Consider the following 19648-nt stretch of genomic DNA (forward strand, 5'->3'; position numbering starts at 1 on the left):
ACTGCCTTTGACTTTAAGCTTTTGACTTTGACGTTAAGCAGTTGCAGGTGCAGTGCGTGAGCACCAGGTTGCCATCGGCAGGGATACCTATGCCGCGCTGTTGGAGATCGAGGCGGCCAATATCGTCGAGCAAGCGGCAAACCAGAAGGGAGTGCCCCAAAGCGTGGTTCAATTCTGGCTTCGCGCCTTTGAATCGCGGCGTATTTTCCTTTCCGAGGGGGCCGTAGCGGCGTATCGGGTTGTATTAGGCAATTACGATGCGTATTAGCGATACCAACCAGCCTGCCATGCCAGAGACCGTGAACATCCGCAATGCCACCAAGGCAGATGCCCCGGCGCTATGTTCTGCCGAGCGGCAAACAGCCACCACGCCCGGCCTGCTCGTATCGCGGCCCCACGAGTTCCATGAAGCCGCATTCGAGCACAAGATCGAAGCCCTCTCGACGAAAGGCGCTTACCTCGTAGCGGAAGTCGACGGGGCGCCGGTTGGCCACGCACTGCTGGAGCCATTGGGGCTGGACTCCATGGAGCACGTCTTCACGCTGACGATCGTCGTCCATCCCGGGCACCTTGGGCTCGGGATCGGCACCGCGCTGATGAGCGCCCTGCTCCAGTGGGCGGATCGCACGCCGGCTGTCGAAAAAATAGAGCTTCGGGTTCGCGAGACCAACCGGCGTGCACGCGCTCTCTATGCGCATTTTGGTTTTGTCGAGGAAGGACGCCTCGAGAAGCGGATACGCCTGCCCGACGGGTCTTATCTCGCCGACATCTCCATGGCCAGGTTTCGTCAGCCCGGATAGACGCGCCCCCGCCAGGCGGCGCCCTGACGCAACCGCGACGAGGCCGCTCCGGGACTTCCGGCCAACAATGAAGCTGGACGCACCCTGGCCCGACTGCCTCCCGCCCGGCCGACAGTCACGCCCTGGCACTTCACCCGACGCCCCGCGCATTTCACGACACCATCCTGCATTTCGTCGCAACCCGCTGCCCAAGGTGCCAGTGTCCACCGAATATGAGCACCATCGCGTTTCCCCTCACAAGAACACTCACAAGAACAGGAAGCCAACCATGCTCAGCGGAATCCTCCATCACACGCCCCTCTGGGTCTGGGCCTTGCTCGCCGGTCTGATTGCCCTCGGCCTTTCGCAAACAGCCCCAAGACGGCTGACACCCGGCAGGGCCACGGCCATTCCGATCGCCATGGCGGTGGCCTCCTTTGGCAGCCTCATATCGGCCTTCCCGCACCAGCCGCTTGCACTCGCCGCCTGGGGAGCCGGCATGGCCTTGGCGCTGGCTTTGTCCAACGCCATTGGCGCTTGGGACGGCATCCGCTGGTCGGAAGCGGACCGGCGCTTGCTGGTTCCCGGCAGCTGGATACCGCTGGCGCTGATACTTTGCCTGTTCCTCACCCGGTTTATCGTCAACGTCGCACTAGCGATAAACCCTGATCTATTGCATCGGAGCAGCACCGCATTGGCAGCCGGCTTTATCTACGGCACCGTTAGCGGTATCTTCCTCGCACGTAGCTTCGTGACATGGCGGCTTGCGCGACAAGCGCGGCCCTATGGCATGCCGGGCTAATCGCATCGGTCGCCCCGAACAACCCACAAGCCAGCAGTCATGAGTGCAGTAGAGAAGTTTCAGCTGTTCGTCGCCGTCCCATCTGTCTTGTTATTCGCCCTGATCGAAGGGATCGTCCTGTCGCGTCGCCAGCGCTACGACTGGCGGGCTTTCGGCGTCTCGGCGCTGGATCTGGTCGCACGCATCGCGGTGGGTATCGCCTTGCCGCTGACGATTGCCGCGCCGCTGGTGCGGCTGGCGTTCGAGCATCGGCTGATGACGATCCATCCTGCAGGCTGGGTAGCCTTGCCGCTGCTCTTTATCGGGCAGGAGTTCTGCTATTACTGGTATCACCGCGCCGCGCACCGGGTGCGCTGGTTCTGGAGCAACCACGCGGTGCATCACTCCCCTAACGATCTCAACCTGTCGGCTGCGTTTCGCATCGGGGTGCTTGGCAAGCTGACCGGCACGGCGCTGTTCTTCGTGCCGCTGGCGTGGATCGGCTTCGAGCCGGACATGGTGTTCGCGGTGCTGTCGCTCAATCTGCTCTACCAGTTCTGGATTCATGCGGTGTGGATTCCGCGGCTGGGCTGGCTGGAGGGAATCCTCAATACGCCGTCGGCGCACCGGGTGCATCATGCGTCGAACCTGGAGTACCTGGATGCGAACTATGGCGGCGTGCTGCTGGTCTTCGACCGCTTGTTCGGCACCTACGTGAAGGAGCGCGACGACGTGCCCTGCAGGTATGGGCTGGTGCATCCGATCCACAGCGCCAACCCGCTGCGGATCGAGTTCACGCAGTGGGTCCGTCTGTTGCGCGACCTGGCCGGGGCGCGCAGCGCCCGCGCCTTCTTCGGATACCTGTTCATGCCGCCGGGCTGGACGCCGGATGGCGAGGGCAATACCACCGCGGAGATGCGCGCGCGCAAGCTTGAGTCCGGAGTGCCGCGCGGCGCGGCCGGCGGCTGAATCCAGGCGGCGGCGCGGCACGCGTTACCCGGCCGACGAACCGGCGCGCGTTGCGCATTGGGCTTCCGGTGGCATTGAGCGCTGCCCTCAGGCTCCGCCCCGGTGCGCTATCCGGCCGCCACCTTCATCCAATGTATTCCACCAAGACCACCGCGCCGATCCCCGGGGGCTGGTCCTTCACCGTCGGCACCAGGCTGATCGTGCACTTCTGCCGCGTGCTGCAGCGGAAGTACGGCTGGTTATCCACCCGGCCCGCCGAGCTCGCCGGACTCAGGCTCAGGGCAGCCAGCGCAGTGGTGGAGGCCTCGCCCGTTTGCACGGTGTAGCCTGCCTTGCCGCCGGACCCGAGCGCGCCGGCCGGAACATCCACGATGACGCGCAGGATGATCGCGTGCAGCGGCAACACGATGGATAGCGGGCCGTCGGCGCCGCTCGGCAGATTGCCGAAGGCGGATTTGAACGAGACGATCTTCTGCTTGACCGTCGCAATCGCCGCCACGTCCCAGCCCACTTCGGCGTCGGCGTAGACACTGCCCGTGCCGTTGCCCCGGCAGCTTTCGAGCACCACTGCGCGGCGGCGCCCGGCCTGCCCTCCTGCCTCGGAGAAGGCAAACGCCTCGTCCGGGTAGGTGTAGTTGAGGAAATCGCAGTTCCGGTAGCTGGAGCGCCCCTGGCCGGCCGGCGCCTGTCCGGTCGTGTAGTGGTGCCGGCCCATGATCTGGCAATTGTCGAACACCACTTGCGCCCCGGAACTGTCACCCGGCGAGAACAAGGCCGACATCACCCCCGCGGCGAATGGCTGGTAAGCCTGCGAACCGAAATCGCAATCCTTGAACCCGATGTTGCCTTGCTCCCACTCGCAATACATCAGGCCCGCGAACCGGGTCTTCTGCTCGACGCGCAAGCCCGACGCCTTGAACGAACAGACGCCGCGCGCATGGGAACGCCCGCGCAGGTTGAACAGGTAGGTTTGCGCGGCGGGTTCATAGCCACTGACATCGCAATCGGTCAGCTTGATATTGCCGCCCTTGGCCATGTCGATCCAGATGCTGGAGCTCCAGTATTTGCAGTGGTCAAACCAGTAGTTCAGGAACTGGTCCGAGGTATTGGCGGTGCCCACGTAGAGAAACGACTGCCATTTGCCGGCCCAGGAACAGCGGCCGAAATGCCACTCGCTGTTGTTGTTCCCGCCGGTGAGGTTGGCGCCATATCTCCAGTTGCCGGTGAAGATGCAGTCGTCGAAGGCGTAGTCCTGCGCGCCGCCCGTACTGGTGCTGTCGATCAGGTCGCTGTTCGGCGCCTTGCCGTGGAACTGGATGTTCCTGAAGCGGAGCACCAGCAGCTTGTCGTTGTTCTTGATGAGCGGCCCCGGCATGGCCGGCTGGTAGATGATGACCACCGTTCCCGGCGCCCCGTCGCCCTCGATCGTCAGGCCTTGCGTGCGCTCCCCGAATGCACCGGAGTCCACCAGCGCGCCCGGCTGCGTGATCAGGTAGGTGCCGGGCGGCAGCACGATGCGCTTGTTGCCGATCCTGTTGGAGTTTTCGTCGCCGAGGGCTTTGCGTTTGAGCGAGGCGACTTCTTTCAGTGCCCTGCTGAACGCCTGGTCGGACGGGCTCGAGCCGGTCGCGTCCAGGCCCGCGAAATCCTTGACGGATACCACGCGCTCTTCCGCCCTGCCCTCTTGCGCGGTGCGCGCGATGGCGCCCCTGCCGATGCCAACGGTCGACGCCAGCGCGGCACCGGCCCCCGCGACCGTGCCTGCGAGCCGTGCAAAGAATTGTCGCCTGAATGGAGTCATGCCGTTTCCATGTGGTTACTCGTGTAGTTTTCGAGCGGCGCAGGCATGGCAACGCCATCACCCTGCTTACTGCGTCATCAGGTACGCCCACAAGGCAGAACAGTCGCTATCCGACAGGACGTACTGTGGCATCGCCTTTACGAATACCACGTTGGCCACGTCGATACTGTTGCCTAGCGCACTGCAGAAGGCGTCGCGGTCGTAAGCCGTGGGCGGGCCGCCCCGGCGCGGGCTTAAGGTACGAAGGGAATCCGACGTCAGCGGCGGGGCAAATGCCTCCCCCCGGCTGGTCTTGGCATGACAATTGATGCAGCGCACGGCTGAAGCGGGCAGCGGCGCGGGATCCCCCCGCAAGTGCGCAGCGAGATCCGTCTCGCCGTAGAACAGCGCCCGCCCCCGCTCCACGTCCCCGCTGCCATCCGCTGCCGCCGCCAGCATGCTGGCGGCGGCCAGCGCCACACCCAGGACCGCCCGCCATGCTCCGTTCGCGCGGCGCATCAGTGGACGCGAATGACCTTGGCCACGCTCGGCACGCCCGCCGAATTCATGGCGAACAGATAGTAGTAGCCGGGCACGGCGACGCCCGGGTCGGACGGGATCTTGATCAGATTCTCTCCCGCCGTCCCGACCGTGAAGGTGACCGGCACCCGGCGCTGCTCGTTGTTCACGGAATGCGTGACCGACGACATGCGGACCAGCGCGAACTTGGCCACCGGGGTATTCGTGGTCACCGAGATCGTGGTTCCAAGCAGGGCATCCCCCGGCGCCGACGAAATCGTCGGGCGGGTCGCCGCCGTTCCATCCGCGTTGAGCAGATAGGGCGGTGACAGGATCTCCACATTGGGATGATTGGTCGTGCAATCCCCGCAAAGGCCGCCACCACCGCTCAGCACCCGCCCGTCGGGCAGCAACAGGGCCACGCTGTGGTAGGTCCGCGGGGTTGCCATCGCAGCCAGCTTCTGGAACTTCTCGGTAGCCGGATCCCAGAGTTCCGGGGTGAGCACCGCCCCGTCATCGGAGAACGGCACCGGCACGGTCTGGCCACCGATCACCACGACCTGGCCATTCGGCAAGACCACGCTGTTGCCGAAGGCGCGGGCATAGGCCATGGAAGCGAGCTTGCGCACCACCGGCGTGCCGCTCGTGATATCGATCACGTGTGCGTTCGCGGTTGACGTCGTGTTTTCATAGTCCGGCGCTCCGCCCACCGTAAGGATCTTGCCGATGTCGTACATCACGGCGTTGCCGTTCATCGCATCGCCATCCGCCGCCCGCGTACCGACCGGGGTCACGCTGCCGTCACCGGTGGTGTCGATCCAGTTCATCTGCTTGCTCGGCCCCGCATGGAACACCCGGCCATTGGCCGACGCGAACAGCCACGCGTGGTTATCCGAACGGTACAGGCCCGCAGAGTCGCCAGTCAGGATGTAGTCGTCCCATATGGCGCTGTTCAGCCGCCACGGGTTGTTCGGCATCCAGGTTTCGCCGTCCTTGTCGCCGATGGCGCCGCTCCAGGAACCGCCCACGGTGAAGACGCCGCCGTTGCTCAACGTGACGCTGCCCTCATACCCGCGGCCGCGGTTCATCTCCGGTGCCACGGACCACTTGGCCGTGGCCGGATCGTAGATGCTGGTCTTGGTACTGCTGGATCCGCCGTTGACGAAGATGCGTCCATCGGGGAGATTCGCGATCCCCGGGCAGAACATGTCATGCGCGGTATTGGTGACCAGCTTCTCGGTGGACGTCATGGCGACCGGGTCGAACAGGGCGGTGTAAGTCTGCCCGTTGTCGCCGCCGAACGTGAAGCGATCGTAGGCGGACCACACCAACACCTTGCCGGATGGCAGGTTCGCCGCCGCTACCGGTACGAGCGACAGTGCCTTGGGCGCCGTCCATTTCGATGGCAGGGTGGTAATGTTCAGATTGGGCAGCAGCCAGGTTTGGCTGACGCTGCCGTCGCAGGTGTACTGGGCCACCGCCTGCCCTTGCTGAGCGTTGGCTTTCCCTGTCGCGGAAAGGCACTTGCCGCTGTGCACGGCCACCACCGCATAGCCGCCATTTTGCTGCTTCAGCGTGAACCGCTGGTTGTTGGCGGCTGGTACCTGACATGGCCATTGAATTGCCGCGGCCCCGTTGGCCGTGCTGACATTATTAATGTCCAGGCAATCGCCGGTGTGGCCCACCGTGATCTTGTACCCGGTACCGTCGGCGGTGAACGTCCATCGCTGGTTGGGGTCGCCACTGCACGCCCAGACGATGACCGGTGCGCCGTTCGCCGTCGAGGCGCCCGAGACATCGGCGCACAGGTTCTTGCCGCTCAGGCTCATCGCGCCGGTCTGCGCCGCGGCTGGTGCGGAGAACGTCCATGCAAGGAGAACAAGACAGGCACCGATCCACTTAAGCAGTGCCCTCGTGAATCCGTTGGATTGCAGTGAGATGAGAGTCATGGCGAAATTTGCTGGCGGGTTGGTGGTTTGGTGTTGTTGCTCTGCTGTTGTTGATTGGCCCGTGCCGGATCCGTCAAGCCTGGGCCAGGCGTTCCATGACATACAGGACTTCTTTCGCTTGCGGCAATGCAGGGCTGCGCCAGCACAATTGCGCAGCCTTGTTAAAGAAATAGACTTGTGTGGAATGCGCATCGAGGTTCGGACCCGGCGCCCTGCCGGCAAGTACCGTCCTGATCTGCTCGACGGCGCCCGTTGGCGCCACCGCACGCCAGTTGGGGCCGGCGCCCATGCGCTGCAGCCATGCTCGCAGCGCCTCCGGAGAGTCGGACAGCGGATCGATGCTGAGCGAGACCAGGCGAAGCGGATACCGGGCGTTCACGCGCGGCATGCCGTCCTGCACCGCGCTGAACAGCGCGCCCTGCAACGGGCAAACCGAGCTGCAGCCCGTGAATATCGTTTGCATTGCCGTGACGCCGCCCAGCAACATCTCCTGCAGACGCACCCGCCGGCCGAACTGGTCGACCACCCAGCCGTCCAGCGTGGGCAGCGGTGCATCGACAGGTCCCGCGCTCACATGCGCATACATGTCGCGCGATGCGACAGCCAGGATGCTTGCTGAAATGCCGCGCAGCCATGCGCGCCGGGTCCAGGTGGTCATTCCGGTACGTCTCCGAGTCATATGTCGCGCCACTCCGGCCGGCATGGCGCGTAGCTGCATGATCGCAATTGGCGTTCCACGAGGGACTCCCCCAATGGCGCCCTCTGGGAGCGCGCCGTCGAATGTCATTCCAGCCTATCGGGGGAAATTGCCGAAGGGCCGCTGCGCACAGGCAGCGTCCTTGATGGCGAGCGCTTTCGCGACGGGCCCGCGTTGGCCCCGCCGTCATTTCGATAACAACCTTCCCCGCCCCCGGGGCCCATCTATCAAACGCTGACGAAAGTCAGCGGCATCGCAATAATCACCTCACAAATCACTGGCCCTCTCCGGCCGGCACCGGCCAAGCAGAAGATCTGTCACGCCGACCAGGTTGCCGGCGAAACGTCCGCGGCGGTCGATGTGCGATTCAGGCCGGATCGACCTGACACCATTGGCAGTGAGCGCCTTAGCGATGAAACTCCAGACTTCCTTCGTGGAAAGCACGCCCTTCTTGTGCAAATACCAGGCATTGACGATCTGCGAGAAACCAAAACGTTTTCCGGAGACTCGGCCCGATCTCAACCCCAGGTGGACCCCTAACATCGCGTCGGACTCGACCAGCCTGCCCTTCCTGCCGATCGCGCGCGAAAAATCCTTGTCTTCCAGCCAGCCGTAAAGCACCAGCCGCTCGTCAAAGCGCAGATTGCCGATCGCGGAAACGCGATAGGCCATGTTGCATCCATAGAGCCCGCTCAGCGTGGTGAGCGGGCGCGGTGTACCGGCGACGGCCTCTGCCTGCCGGACAAGGCTGCATGCGTCGTCCCATGACATGGCGGCACCGACCGCGCCATCGTGAAGCAAGGCGCCGGAGATCCCCGCGACATCGGGCTCCGCTAGAAAGGCCTGCAGGCAGCGCTCTATCCAATAGGGTGACGGCACGAAGTCATCGTCGAAGAAAACGACAAAATCCGCGCGCGACAGGACCGTGGCCAGCGCGCGGTTGCGCTGCGCGGGCAAGCCTGCCGGGCCAAAGATAGTCTCAACCGCCAGCGGCGTTTCCAGGCCGGGCTCGATATCCGCATCCGTGCAGGCGGAGAACAGTGTGATGGCCGGTTGCACGGATTGCTTCTCGAGCAGTCGCAGCACGTGCGTCGATGCCTGCGGCCGGCCTTTCGTGGCCACGATAACAGCGACCCTCGCCGGCGACGGCAAGGGGGCATGTTGATCTGCGGTAGCCAACGTCTTCATGAGCATTACCCGCGCTTGGATTTCCTTAGTATAAGTAGCGCAAATTCCCTTTCAACTAGCCATTGGGATGAGTCGGCGCAGTCTCTTTTTTTCAAGAATTAGTGCGCGCTTGCGCACGGACCGCGCTTGACTTGTGCCGCTTTGAATACCCGCTGCAGGACTCACGCTCTTGCTGCAAGCCCGGACCAAAACGCCATAGCCAGCCGGGTCGCAACGTGCCCGAATCCTTGCTCTTGCGAAGGCCACCGATGCCGCCAGCGACCTGGGAAATTGACACCTCCCTGGCTGGACATCCGGGACAGCGCGACGCCGATCACCAATTTGAGTGAAGCGATCACGCGTTCCGCATCCCCCGATGCAAACGTCGCAGCGATGGCGGCGCACAAGACGGAGTGGACGAAAATATGGATACCTCAATTCATGACCGCCGCTCTGCTGGCCATCGTCTCACCTGGCGTTGCCGCCGAGCCTCGGTGCTGACGGAGGATGCGCTGAAATCCACGCTTCAGGCCGGCGATCCCTTCGCCGTCGCCCGCGTTTCCGGCGATGCCAGGATTCGCTGGGCCATCAAGGAGAATGGTTGCCTCCATGGGGTGATGAAGGATGGGGGAGACATCATCCTCTTCAGTGGCTGCATAGGCGCGCCGAGGCCACTCGCCAAGGTTATCCGGGAGTAGCCCCGGCCGCGGCGCTACCGGGCGGGGCGGGTGCCTCAGTCCGCGCCGACCGTGTGGCTGCTGACCTCACGCCGGTCAAGCAGCGGAATGATGGCCCCGAACCCGAGCCGCTGGAAATGCGCCGACTCGCGATGCCTGTCCAGCCCCTGCGCGTTCCTGTACTTCTCCAGGATCACGAAGTGATCCGGTTGCGCCGGCGAGCGGAAAAAATCGTAATACAGATTGTCAGGCTCGCCACGCGTTGCCGCGGCGAGTTCGGCCAGCAGCGCGCACACCTTGTCGCCATTCCCCGGCAACGCAAAGTAGTGCGCGATCACCTGCAGGTGGGAAGCAGCCATCGATTACCTCAGTCGGTTTCAGGATTTCAACACCGAAGGTTCCAGGTTCCACAGCTTGCTGTCGCTGGTGGAAACCGCCACGGCGCCTTCCCTGATCGCGCTGCGGATATCGTCCTTGTTGCAGACAAAGCCCGATGTCACGATGGGCGGCAGCGCCTTACGGTCCTTGGTGGAAAGATGCGAGAGCATGGGCGCGGGCATCAGCTGCACGAGATTGGGATCGCTCTGCTCCAGCGCCTTGACGCTGCGCGGCCAGGTCGAGCGGTCTGTCACGAATACCTTCTGCATCGTGATCAGCCCCGCCCGGTTGGCGCGCTGGATGGTTGCCACCCGGGTGGAGACGAGGCTGGTCACACCGATATCGGCAAGATACTCGACACCGCCCTTGTCTTGCGACAGCCCTTCGCAGCTGTCGATGTTGACGATGACGTACTTGCCCGCCTTGGTCAGCGTGGCCACCACCGGCTGCAGCTTGCGCAGCTCGACGTTGGCGACGATGGAGACTTCGGCATTGCTCTCGATAAAGATATCGACCTGCTCGACGCCGTAGAGCGTCCCGATGACCGGGTGCCGCGTCAGGCGTGCCCCGAGTGACTTGTCCATGATGCTTACCGATCCGCGCGGTGGGGCAGCTCGTCGCTCAGGCCGAGCTTTCCGGGATTGAGAATGTTCTTGGGATCCAGCGCTTGCTTGACCGCCACCAGCACCGGAAACGCGCCGCCCAGCGATTCACGCATATACGGCGCGCGCAACAGCCCGATGCCGTGATGGTGGCTCAACGCGGCATTGTATTTGATCAGCACCGCATTGGCGGCATCCCAGGCCTGGCGGTACCACTTCGCCCGGTTCTCCACCTCCACCTCGCCGCGCAGCGAAAAGTACAGGCAGGCGCCGTCCACATACGCGTGCGACTGGTGCGCCGAGCCCGCCAGCGTGCCGGGCACGGCGTTGATCGCGTTGACCACGTCGGTATAGATGGCGGACAGGTCGCTCCAGGGGCCGGACATTTCCAGGGTGTCGGCGACAAAGCCGGGGCTGCGCTTGAAACCTTCTGCGCTCTTGCCGGTGAGGTAGCGGGTGTCCAGCCAGCGCTCGAAGATGGTCGCGGAGTCCAGGGCATGGCCAAGTTCCTTGCACACGCCTTCGCTGATGGCCATCACCGCATCGACCATCTCGCGGGCGCCCTCGTCGGCGATCAGCAGCACGTTGGTGTCCGGCAGGTTGAACTGCACGCCGCTCTCGAGTTCGTCGTAGAGCCGCAGCGCCGCGGGATTCGCGCCGCGCTGCATGATCTCGCGGCATGCGTCCAGGCCGATGGCGAAGGTCTTGAAGCCATAGGCGATGGCGCGGCCGTAGTCGGGCAGCCGATGCAGTTTCAGGCGCACGCGCACGATGACGCCAAGGGTGCCTTCCGAGCCGATGAACAGTTGCTGCAGGTCGGAGCCGAGCGCCGCGCGCGAGTATCCGCCCACCGTGACGAGGCTGCCGTCGGCCAGCACCACGTCCATGCCGAACACCATGTCCTCGATCTTGCCGTAGCGCGTGGAGAGCTGGCCGGCGCCGCGGCACGCCACCCAGCCGCCCACGGTGCTGATGGCGAAGGACGACGGCCAGTGGCCCATCGTCATGCCGTAGTCCCTCTGGATGGTCTGCTCGAAGATGTCGCCGAACACGCCCGCCTCCACTTCGACAATCTGGCTTTCCTTGTCGAAGTCCAGCATCTTGTTCAGTTCGCACACATCCAGCACGATGCCGCCGCGCACCGGCAGGGCGGCCCCGGTCACATTGCTGCGCCCGGCCGATACGGTCACGGGGATCGCCGCCGCGTGCGCGATGCGCATGACCGCCTGGATCTGCCCGATGGTTGAAACCCGCACGATGACGGCCTGCGGGGTCGCGGGCTTGCCGGCAGTCTCGGTCATCATCGACCCGGCCCACCAGTCACGCGTCCACGTCACGACGCTGCCGGCATCGGTGAGCACTTCATCCGCCACGCCGCGCAGCGCGTCGATCTGCGCGGCATCGACGGCCACGGCGTCGCGTTGCAGCCCGGGCGTGTCGGACGTTTCCTTGATGGTGGCCGCGTAAGCGGGCGGCGTGTGCGCGCCGACGACGTAGTTGCCACGGTTGTAGCCGCGCTTGATTGCTTCCTTGCTGATCATGCCTTCTCTCCCATAAGAACGGATTTTTCATGTGCGACGGCGCTCAGGTAGGTGTTGACCTGTTGCGCCACGACGGATTCGGGCAGGCCGAGTTCGGCCTGCAGCAGTTCGCCCACGCGCGCCGCGGCGCGCGCCGACGCATCGCGCGCCATCAGGCGGGCACGGATGCGGCGCGAAAGGATGTCGTCCACGCTGCCCGCCAGTTCATGGCGCGCGGCGTAGACGATCTCGGCTTCGGTGTAGGGCAGCCCTTCGACGATCGGCTTCTGCAGGCGCGCATCGGCCTGCAGGATGTCGCTGACAAAGCGCGCTTCCGTGCCGTAACGCTCGCCCAGGTGGGCCGACAGGCCGCCGGATGCCACAATGGCCTGCGCGTCGTATCCCGCCGCGCCCAGCAGGTACGCCGATCTGGTCCGGCATTTGCTGCGCTGGCCGATGACTTTCTGCGCGGCGTCGATGGTCTGCTCGGCCATATGCCGGGAGGTCGTCAGCTTGCCGCCGACGATGGTGACCAGGCCATCGGCCGCCGTATGGATTTCATGGTTGCGCTTGATCTCCAGCGTCTTGCCGCCCGGCGGCGCGACCAGCGGCCGGCACCCCGCGATGCTGCCGAGCACGTCCTCGGCCTGCAGGTCCGTCTTCAAGGCCCAGCGCGCGCCGTCGAGCAGGAAGTCCAGCTCCTGCCGGGTGCAGCAGACATCGTCGAGGTCACCCTCGTAGTCTTCATCGGTGGTGCCGAGGTAGGAGACGTTGCCCCAGCGGGTGATGGTGGCGCGGCGGTTGCGCCCCGGCACCGGGATGGTCACGGTGCAGTCGTTGCGGACCTTCAGCCAGGGAATGGCGATATGCACGCCCTTGGCCGGCCGGATGTGCAGGGTCTTTTCCTCGCCCTTCTTGCGGCCGGTCCAGTCGCGCAGCCAGACGCCGGTCGCCATGATGACGACGCCGGCTCTGGCCCGGATCTCGCGCTCGCCGGCATGGACGATCACGCCATCGACCTTGCCGTGATCGTTGCGGGTGATCTCGACCGCCTTCGCATGGTTGACCACCGCCGCGCCATGGAAGGCCGCGGTACGGGCGATGTTCAGGGTCAGCCTGGCATCGTCCACCCGCGCATCGAAATACAGGAAGCCGCCGAGCAGGTTCTCTTCGTTGAAGGTCGGGCAATGCGACAGCACCTCGGCCTTGGTGAGTTTCTGGTGGAGGATGCCTTCGCGCCAGCCGCCGGCGATGTCGTAGGTCCAGAGCAGGCTTTCAAACGCCTTGGACAGGCGCTTGTCGAACACGCCATCCTTTTCCAGCACGGGGAACAGGAACGGCAGGCGCTGCACCAGGTGCCTGGCATTCCTGCGCAGGCGCTGGCGCTCCAGCAGGGAATGGCGCACCAGCCCGAGGTTGCCCTGTTCGATATAGCGCAGGCCGCCGTGCACCATCTTGGAGGATTTGGACGAAGTGCCGGAGGCGAAGTCGTTCTTCTCCACCAGGGCCACGCGGTAGCCGCGCAAGCTCGCATCCAGCGCCGCGTAGGCGCCGGTCACGCCGCCGCCGACGATGAGGATGTCAAACTGTTCGCTGGCAAGGCGGTCCAGCTGCTCCTGGCGGACCAGGCGCAGCGGCTCGGTGGAGGTCATCGCGGCGCGCTCCTTGCCCGGATTTCTGGATGGAAAAACCATCATGTCGTGGAAATCTCCTGACTGCTTATTGATTGTGGAAGGTCTGCGCGTGACGCAGCTCGGACGCCACCCGCGCATGCCACAGCGCGCGGCGTTCGCCGCGCTCGCCGGCGCCGAGCCGGGGCTCGAAGACGGCATCGGTTTCATTGGTGGCGCGGGCGTGCTGCAGCGAGTCCCACAGCAATCCCGACGATCCCGCGAAGAAGGCAATGCCGCGCAAGCTGGCCCGGTCGGTTTCCCGCATGCGCCGGATCGGCATGCCGGTCAGGTCCGCCTGGATCTGCAGCAAGGCGTCGCTGCCGGACAAGCCGCCGCCCACGATGAGTTCGGACACCTTCACGCCAGCGACTTCCTCGTTGGCCTCGATGCACGACGCAACCGCATGGGCAATGCCTTCGAGGATGGCGTAGGCCACCTCGGCCTGGGAGCTCGCGATGGAAACGCCCGTCAGCGAGGCCCGCGCCTCGGGCTGCATCTGCGGCACGCGCAGCCCCGTCAGCGCAGGCAGGAACGTCACGCCGCGCGCCGAATCGACTGTGGCCGCCAGCGCGCTGATCTGCTTCGCGCTCTCGAACCAGCGCAACTTCTCGCAGACCCAGTTGAGCGCCGAACCGGTAGTGGCCACGAAGGTTTCGACCGAGAGGTGCGAGACATGATGCTGGCGGCGCGCGGTCATGGTCAGGGTGCCGTCGTACAGCCCGGCCCTGGCCGGCGGCTCCGGCCCGGTCATCAGGTCGACGAAGCTGCCGGTGCCGTGCACGCACATCGATTGCCCCCGGTCCAGGCACCCGAGCCCCGCCGCGCCCGCGAGCTGGTCGCCGGCGCAGGCGAGGATCGGCACGTCGATGCCCAGTTGCTCCGGCCGGGTGCGGCCGAAGTCGTCCGCGTCCTGGCGCAGCGCCGGCAAGAGCGCGGCAGGAAAGCCCAGCGCGTCCAGCCAGCCGAGGTGGTAGCGGTGCTCCGCCAGCACGTAGGCACTGGCGGATGTCACGTTGGTGGGCGTGGTCACGCAGGTGCGTTCGCTGGACAGGTGCCACAGCAGCCAGGTATCGATCGTGCCGAACGCAAGACGGTTCTCCCGGAACGCCTCGGCCACGGCCGGGGTCTCGTGGAGATGGCGTGCCGCCCAGAGGTAGGGGGAGCGCACGCCTGCCGGGCGGCCGACCTGCTCGATCAGCGTCTTGTCCCAGGCTGGCGCCAGCGCGTTGAGTTCGCTGACGTAGCGCGTGTCCTGCCAGACCATGGCGGGCACGAGCGCGCGGCCGGTGCGGGTATCCCAAAGCACCGCCGTGGCCCGCTGCGTGGCCAGGCCCAGCGCCACGATTTGCAACTGCTCCAGCTGCGCGCGCGCAATCGTCGCGCGGCACACGGCGATGGTCTTCTCCAGGATCGCGTTCGCATCCTGTTCCACCACGCCAGGCCGCGGCGCGTCCACCTGGAGCGCCATGTACTCCAGGCAGGAGACATGGCCGTCGGCCGCGACGACAGCCGCGCGCGTTCCGGAGGTGCCTTCGTCGATGGCGAGTATGACGTGCCTGTTGTGCTTCATCGCTGGGTTTTCTCGATCGCCGGGTTGAGGAACGCCGGGGCCGGCTGTTCATCGCCGCTGAATTGCGGGGCATCGGCTTCGTTGTCTGGATTGATCGTGGTGCGCGTCGGGTCCCAGCGGATCACAAAGCAGATGATGCTGGCCGCCAGCGGCACGATCGACAGGATAAGAAAGGTCTTTTCCAGGCCATAGTTCTCCCGGAAGATCGGGAAGATCAACAGGCCCAGCGCGGCGCCGGTCGAGCCCAGGGCACCGATGATGCCGTTCGCCCCCGCGCGCAGTTCACTGCGGAACGACAGCGACGAAAGGCTCTTGCCGTTGGCGCCGGGGCCGCCCGAGTGGAAAAGGATAAACAGCGACGGCACGATCACCGCCACCCAGACCGGCATCTTGCCGTTGAACAGGCCGAGGATCAGCAGCATGACGAAGACGGCGGCGAACCCGAAGGCGGAAGCGCGCCGCAGGCCAAGCTTTCTGCCGATCAGCGGCGACATGAAGCCCCCGAAGATGCCGAAGACATTGAAGACCAGCGCGCCCACGGTGGCGTAGATGAAGTCCTTGCCGAACAAGGCCGCGCTGATCAGCGGCAAATACCAGCCGACCGCGAAATACTGGATGGACTGGCCGATCTGCACGGTCGCCGCAAGGATGGTGCGCGGCAGGTACACGCCGCGGAAGATAAGCAACACATTGGCCAGGCCGCGCTTTGCCTGGTTGAGGACAGGCAGGCGCTCGTCCACCGGCGCGGCCACGAAGGGCCGGCCATAGATCCGGGTCATCGCCCCGGCGGCGTCGTCCAGCCGCTCCTTGCGCGCCAGCCAGATCGGGCTTTCGACCAGGAAGGCAAGCTGCAGGATGAGAATGCCGACCCCGAAGATGGCCGTAGCGGCCACCGAATAGCGCCAGATGGAATCGCCCACCTGCCACGAGTGGAACAGCAAGGCCAGCAGCAGGTTGCTGCAGACCGCGGTGTACCACATGCCCTGCCAGGTATTGAGCCGGCTCTTCAGCTTGACTGGCGTGAACTCCGCCAGCACCGCCATGGCAATGGCGAAATCAATGCCGTAGGCGGCGCCCACGAAGAAGCGCCCGACCAGGATGACTTCAAAGCCCGGCGCGAAGACCACCAGCAGCGCACCGGTCACCGCCAGGAATTTCGCCAGCACCAGCGGACGAACCCGGCCCCAGCGGTCTGCCATCCAGCCGCCGATCGGGTTGAAGGCAATGGCCACCCAGGAAGCGAACGAGGTCAGCAGCGCGACCTGCGACGCGGCAAGATGCAAATCCCGCGTCATGGGCCCGAGGCCCGCGCTCAATGCAGAATTGGAGAATGCGTCAAGGAATAATCCCCCCAGCGCGAGCCACCAGATGAGGCCGGCTCTGCCTTTTATGCCTGGGCAGGAATCAATAAACGAGATGACATCATCGATGCCACGGATCTTGATCGTGGATTGCACAGCGGTCTCCTTGTTTTATTTCTGTAAGAGGCCGCAGCAATCTGCACGCAGGTAGAGACCATCTTACAGATGGTCTCTTATCTAGATCTGCAGGCGCACTTTAGGTTGAAAGCCTCCGAGTGTCAAGGGAAGGATCGGGCACTGCCTGGCCTGCCCCGGACCGGCGGCGTGAGACGCCGCCAGCCGGGTTTGCCGGAACTTGCTACATTGCTCCCTGCGGCCAACGCAGCCCCGGCCAGTTTCAGACGACCGACCCAAGGAGATACCGAATGCCCATCGAGAGCACCCGCACCGCCCTTCAACTCCGCTCGCTGATCAAGCGCGGCGGCGAACTGGAGTTGTCGCTTGCCAGCGTCGACATCCCCCGGCCCGGCCCGAACGAAGTGCTGGTCCGTGTCGAAGCCTCGCCCCTGAACCCGTCCGACCTCGGCCTGCTGTTCGGCGCCGCGGACATGAGCACGGCAAGGGCCGGCGGCTCGGCCGGACAGCCCGTCGTCACCGCCCGCGTCCCGGAGGGTGCGATGAAGAGCATGGCGGGCCGGGCAGACGTGTCCATGCCGGTTGGCAATGAAGGCGCGGGGGTGGTCGTCGAGGCGGGCACATCCGCCGCGGCGCAGGCGCTGCTGGGCAAGACGGTGGCTGCCATCGGCGGCGCGATGTACTCGCAGTACCGCTGTATCCCGACGGAACAGTGCCTGGTCCTGCCGGAAGGCGCGACGCCGGCCGAAGGCGCCTCGTCGTTCGTCAACCCGCTCACGGCGCTGGGCATGGTCGAAACCATGCGGCGCGAGGGGCATAGCGCGCTGGTGCACACCGCTGCTGCCTCCAACCTGGGGCAGATGCTCAACCAGATCTGCCTCAAGGATGGCGTCGGCCTGGTGAACATCGTGCGCAAGCAGGAGCAGGCGGACCTGCTCAAGGCCCAGGGTGCGGTTCACGTCTGCAACGCGGCTTCGCCCACCTTCCTGCAAGACCTCACCGAAGCGATCGCCGCCACGGGCGCGACGCTCGCCTTCGACGCCACCGGCGGCGGTAAGCTTGCGGGACAGATCCTGGGCTGCATGGAGGCGGCCTTGAACAGGAAAGCCGGCGAGTACAGCCGCTATGGCTCGACGACGCACAAGCAGGTCTACCTCTATGGCGGCCTGGACACCTCCCCGACAGAGTTCACCCGCAACTTCGGCATGGCCTGGGGAATGGGAGGCTGGCTGTTGTTTCCCTTCCTGCAGAAGATCGGGCCGCATGCGGCGAGCGCGCTCAAGCAGCGCGTGGTGGCGGAACTGAAGACGACCTTTGCCAGCCACTACTCGAAAGAGATCTCGCTGGCCGAGGTACTGGACCTGGACGTGATCGCGGCCTACAACAGGCGCGCGACCGGCGAGAAGTATCTGATTAATCCGAACAAGGGGCTGGCTGGGTAATGACCCGCGGCGCGGCATGCCGCGCTTGCCGGCTTTCAGTGCCCGCACCGGGCACTGAAAAGAATCTGCCCGAGCCGGTCGGCAGCGCTCCGTAGCCCGCTGCCTGTCGGACGGCTGCCGTCCCGGCGCGCCTCAGGACGGCAGCGCCATGTACAGGAGCGGGAATGGATTACCGAACGGGTCCGGCGCGCAGCGGCCGATCCGGCGTACATGCTCGTGGAATCCAGCCGCTTGCCCGTTCTGCTTCTTCCCAGACAGCAAAGCGCTGCGCGAGGCCGGCCGCGATGGCGGGCGATATGATCAATGACGTCATTTGCGCCAGGCAGGGTGGCAGGCACCCGGGGGCGGCAGCCATGCCACGCATTGTCATGAAACGATAATCACTTTCTGTTAGCACATTTCACTTGACAATGATTACCAATCGCATAAGCGCAAATTAATCGGCATAACCTTACAAATTCATTTCAAAGCGAATCTTATTTTTAAGGAATTCATGGAATTTTTTATATCGATTGCCTTATGATTAACCCGCAGAAAATCCACGCACAATGAATGCGGTGATTGGACCGGGAGCCTTCCATGCAGGTGACTTTTTTCCAGCGCGGTTGCATCCGGCTCGAACTGCCTGCTGATCCTTGCATCGATCTTCCCGCGGCCCTTCGGATGGGAGTGCCTGGCGGTGGTGCCAGGGGGAGCAACGCCGTTCGTGCCAGCGGCTGCCCAAGATGAACTGGGGCACGCTCCCGGACGTCGCGCTGGCGTGCGTGGCGGCAGGCTATGCCATCACCGCGGTACTGGCCAGCCGGCGCGCACCGGCGCAGGCCGCCACCCCTTGCGCCGCCCCGGAATACGCCGGCCTGCACCCGGTCAGCGTGCTCAAGCCGCTGTGCGGCGCCGCCCCCCAGCTTTATGAGAACCTTGCAGGCCTGTGCCGGCAACGGCATCCGGCGTTCCAGCTGGTGTTCGGCGTCCATGCGGCGGACGATCCCGCCATCGCGGTGGTGGCGCGGCTGCGCGCGGAATTTCCGGCATGCGACATTGCCCTGGTGACCGACTCCCGGGTGCACGGCAGCAACCTCAAGGTCAGCAACCTGATCAACCTGCTGCCACAAGCGCGCCATCCCTGGCTATTGATTGCCGACAGTGACATTGCCGCGCCCCCGGATTACCTGGCCCGCGTCACCGCGCCGCTGGCCGACGCCGCGGTTGGCGTTGTGACCTGCCTGTACCGCGGCAGGGCCGCAGGCGGACTATGGTCACGGGTCGGCGCGCAGTTTATCGACGACTGGTTCGCGCCCTCCGTGCACATCGCCCATGGCGGCGGCTCGCGCCGCTTCTCCTTCGGTGCGACGATTGCCCTGCGGCGAGAGGTACTCGACGCCATCGGTGGATTCGCGCCCCTGGCCAACCGGCTCGCCGACGATTTCTGGCTTGGCGAGCTGACCCGCCGCAGCGGCTTGCGTACCGTGCTATCGGACGTCGTGGTAAGCACGGATGTGACGGAAACGCATCTGCCCGCGCTGTGGGCGCACGAACTGCGCTGGCTGCGCACCATCCGTTCCATCAACCCCATCGGCTTTGCCTTTACCTTCATCACCTTTACCTGGCCCATGCTGGCGCTGGCCGCCTGGCTGTCGCCGCAGCCTCTGGTGCTGGCCGTGGCGCTGGCCGGCATCGTGGCGCGCAGCGTGCTGGCGGGCAGCGCCGCC

The 19648-nt window shown here is 65.0% G+C and carries 18 protein-coding genes; 7 read left to right on the plus strand and 11 right to left on the minus strand.

Annotated elements, in window-relative coordinates; genetic code table 11:
* The first annotated feature begins 52 nt into the window (after positions 1–52).
* The 4 genes from CF70_RS19555 (at position 53) to CF70_RS19570 (ending at position 2529) form a co-directional block, all read left to right on the plus strand.
* A complete protein-coding gene (locus CF70_RS19555) occupies positions 53–268 on the plus strand; it encodes a hypothetical protein (RefSeq protein ID WP_035868174.1) in 216 nt (71 codons plus the stop codon).
* A complete protein-coding gene (locus CF70_RS19560) occupies positions 258–800 on the plus strand; it encodes a GNAT family N-acetyltransferase (RefSeq protein ID WP_235185129.1) in 543 nt (180 codons plus the stop codon). Before CF70_RS19555 ends, CF70_RS19560 begins: the two co-directional genes overlap by 11 nt.
* Before the next feature lie 67 nt (positions 801–867).
* A complete protein-coding gene (locus CF70_RS19565; protein ID WP_349675119.1) occupies positions 868–1581 on the plus strand; it encodes a DUF6622 family protein in 714 nt (237 codons plus the stop codon).
* Positions 1582–1620: 39 nt separating this feature from the next.
* Positions 1621–2529, plus strand: a complete 909-nt coding sequence (locus CF70_RS19570; RefSeq protein WP_035868177.1) for a sterol desaturase family protein — start codon at positions 1621–1623, stop codon at positions 2527–2529.
* A 124-nt stretch (positions 2530–2653) separates the two neighbouring features.
* Here the strand turns inward: CF70_RS19570 and CF70_RS19575 are convergent, their stop codons facing one another.
* From CF70_RS19575 to CF70_RS19595, 5 genes are all read right to left on the minus strand, one after another.
* A complete protein-coding gene (locus CF70_RS19575) occupies positions 2654–4330 on the minus strand; it encodes a hypothetical protein (protein ID WP_035868179.1) in 1677 nt (558 codons plus the stop codon).
* A gap of 66 nt (positions 4331–4396) precedes the next feature.
* On the minus strand, positions 4397–4828 hold the full coding sequence (locus CF70_RS19580) for a hypothetical protein (protein WP_035868181.1): 432 nt from the start codon (positions 4826–4828) through the stop codon (positions 4397–4399).
* Complete coding sequence (locus CF70_RS19585; RefSeq protein WP_235185130.1) at positions 4828–6879, minus strand: RICIN domain-containing protein; 2052 nt, start codon at positions 6877–6879, stop codon at positions 4828–4830. The genes CF70_RS19580 and CF70_RS19585 overlap by 1 nt, the downstream gene beginning before the upstream one ends.
* The gene (locus CF70_RS19590; protein ID WP_051648674.1) at positions 6851–7435 is read right to left on the minus strand and encodes an SCO family protein; all 585 of its coding nucleotides are present in this window, start codon (positions 7433–7435) and stop codon (positions 6851–6853) included. Before CF70_RS19590 ends, CF70_RS19585 begins: the two co-directional genes overlap by 29 nt.
* Before the next feature lie 306 nt (positions 7436–7741).
* Positions 7742–8668: a glycosyltransferase gene (locus CF70_RS19595; protein WP_051648675.1), complete on the minus strand. Its 927-nt coding sequence runs from the start codon at positions 8666–8668 to the stop codon at positions 7742–7744.
* Positions 8669–9066: 398 nt separating this feature from the next.
* On the opposite strand from CF70_RS19595, the gene CF70_RS19600 reads away from it, so the two are divergent.
* Positions 9067–9339 (plus strand): hypothetical protein, encoded by a 273-nt coding sequence (locus CF70_RS19600; RefSeq protein WP_152561855.1) that lies wholly within the window; start codon positions 9067–9069, stop codon positions 9337–9339.
* 35 nt (positions 9340–9374) lie between these two features.
* Here CF70_RS19600 and CF70_RS19605 read toward each other — a convergent pair whose 3' ends face one another.
* Genes CF70_RS19605 through CF70_RS19630 form a run of 6 tightly spaced genes read right to left on the minus strand, consistent with a single transcriptional unit; the run spans position 9375 to position 16518 of the window.
* Complete coding sequence (locus tag CF70_RS19605; RefSeq protein WP_035868185.1) at positions 9375–9677, minus strand: putative quinol monooxygenase; 303 nt, start codon at positions 9675–9677, stop codon at positions 9375–9377.
* A gap of 18 nt (positions 9678–9695) precedes the next feature.
* Positions 9696–10280 (minus strand): glycerol-3-phosphate responsive antiterminator, encoded by a 585-nt coding sequence (locus CF70_RS19610; protein ID WP_035868188.1) that lies wholly within the window; start codon positions 10278–10280, stop codon positions 9696–9698.
* A gap of 5 nt (positions 10281–10285) precedes the next feature.
* Positions 10286–11839 (minus strand): FAD-binding oxidoreductase, encoded by a 1554-nt coding sequence (locus tag CF70_RS19615; RefSeq protein ID WP_035868190.1) that lies wholly within the window; start codon positions 11837–11839, stop codon positions 10286–10288.
* A complete protein-coding gene (locus CF70_RS19620) occupies positions 11836–13515 on the minus strand; it encodes a glycerol-3-phosphate dehydrogenase/oxidase (protein ID WP_035868192.1) in 1680 nt (559 codons plus the stop codon). Before CF70_RS19620 ends, CF70_RS19615 begins: the two co-directional genes overlap by 4 nt.
* A 22-nt stretch (positions 13516–13537) precedes the next feature.
* A complete protein-coding gene (locus tag CF70_RS19625) occupies positions 13538–15061 on the minus strand; it encodes an FGGY family carbohydrate kinase (protein WP_035868194.1) in 1524 nt (507 codons plus the stop codon).
* Positions 15058–16518 carry an MFS transporter gene (locus CF70_RS19630; protein WP_035868197.1) on the minus strand — a complete coding sequence of 487 codons (1461 nt, stop codon included), beginning with the start codon at positions 16516–16518 and terminating at the stop codon, positions 15058–15060. Before CF70_RS19630 ends, CF70_RS19625 begins: the two co-directional genes overlap by 4 nt.
* 269 nt (positions 16519–16787) lie before the next feature.
* Here CF70_RS19630 and CF70_RS19635 point away from each other — a divergent pair, with 269 nt between their 5' ends.
* Both CF70_RS19635 and hpnI read left to right on the plus strand, forming a co-directional pair.
* On the plus strand, positions 16788–17939 hold the full coding sequence (locus tag CF70_RS19635; RefSeq protein WP_035868199.1) for a zinc-binding dehydrogenase: 1152 nt from the start codon (positions 16788–16790) through the stop codon (positions 17937–17939).
* A gap of 725 nt (positions 17940–18664) precedes the next feature.
* The coding region (hpnI, locus tag CF70_RS19640; protein WP_035868202.1) for a bacteriohopanetetrol glucosamine biosynthesis glycosyltransferase HpnI at positions 18665–19648 on the plus strand (984 nt) is incomplete at its 3' end.

This window comes from Cupriavidus sp. SK-3, assembly GCF_000611145.1.
Lineage (GTDB): Bacteria > Pseudomonadota > Gammaproteobacteria > Burkholderiales > Burkholderiaceae > Cupriavidus.

Bases quoted from the DNA above. Each gene is read 5' to 3' on its own strand.
- CF70_RS19600 (WP_152561855.1), top strand. From the start codon at position 9,067: ATGGATACCTCAATTCATGACCGCCGCTCTGCTGGCCATCGTCTCACC.
- CF70_RS19585 (WP_235185130.1), bottom strand. From the start codon at position 6,879: ATGTCATGGAACGCCTGGCCCAGGCTTGACGGATCCGGCACGGGCCAA.
- CF70_RS19590 (WP_051648674.1), bottom strand. From the start codon at position 7,435: ATGACCACCTGGACCCGGCGCGCATGGCTGCGCGGCATTTCAGCAAGC.
- CF70_RS19625 (WP_035868194.1), bottom strand. From the start codon at position 15,061: ATGAAGCACAACAGGCACGTCATACTCGCCATCGACGAAGGCACCTCC.
- CF70_RS19635 (WP_035868199.1), top strand. From the start codon at position 16,788: ATGCCCATCGAGAGCACCCGCACCGCCCTTCAACTCCGCTCGCTGATC.
- CF70_RS19610 (WP_035868188.1), bottom strand. From the start codon at position 10,280: ATGGACAAGTCACTCGGGGCACGCCTGACGCGGCACCCGGTCATCGGG.
- CF70_RS19570 (WP_035868177.1), top strand. From the start codon at position 1,621: ATGAGTGCAGTAGAGAAGTTTCAGCTGTTCGTCGCCGTCCCATCTGTC.
- CF70_RS19560 (WP_235185129.1), top strand. From the start codon at position 258: ATGCGTATTAGCGATACCAACCAGCCTGCCATGCCAGAGACCGTGAAC.
- CF70_RS19605 (WP_035868185.1), bottom strand. From the start codon at position 9,677: ATGGCTGCTTCCCACCTGCAGGTGATCGCGCACTACTTTGCGTTGCCG.
- CF70_RS19565 (WP_349675119.1), top strand. From the start codon at position 868: ATGAAGCTGGACGCACCCTGGCCCGACTGCCTCCCGCCCGGCCGACAG.
- CF70_RS19615 (WP_035868190.1), bottom strand. From the start codon at position 11,839: ATGATCAGCAAGGAAGCAATCAAGCGCGGCTACAACCGTGGCAACTAC.
- CF70_RS19580 (WP_035868181.1), bottom strand. From the start codon at position 4,828: ATGCGCCGCGCGAACGGAGCATGGCGGGCGGTCCTGGGTGTGGCGCTG.
- CF70_RS19620 (WP_035868192.1), bottom strand. From the start codon at position 13,515: ATGATGGTTTTTCCATCCAGAAATCCGGGCAAGGAGCGCGCCGCGATG.
- CF70_RS19595 (WP_051648675.1), bottom strand. From the start codon at position 8,668: ATGCTCATGAAGACGTTGGCTACCGCAGATCAACATGCCCCCTTGCCG.
- CF70_RS19575 (WP_035868179.1), bottom strand. From the start codon at position 4,330: ATGACTCCATTCAGGCGACAATTCTTTGCACGGCTCGCAGGCACGGTC.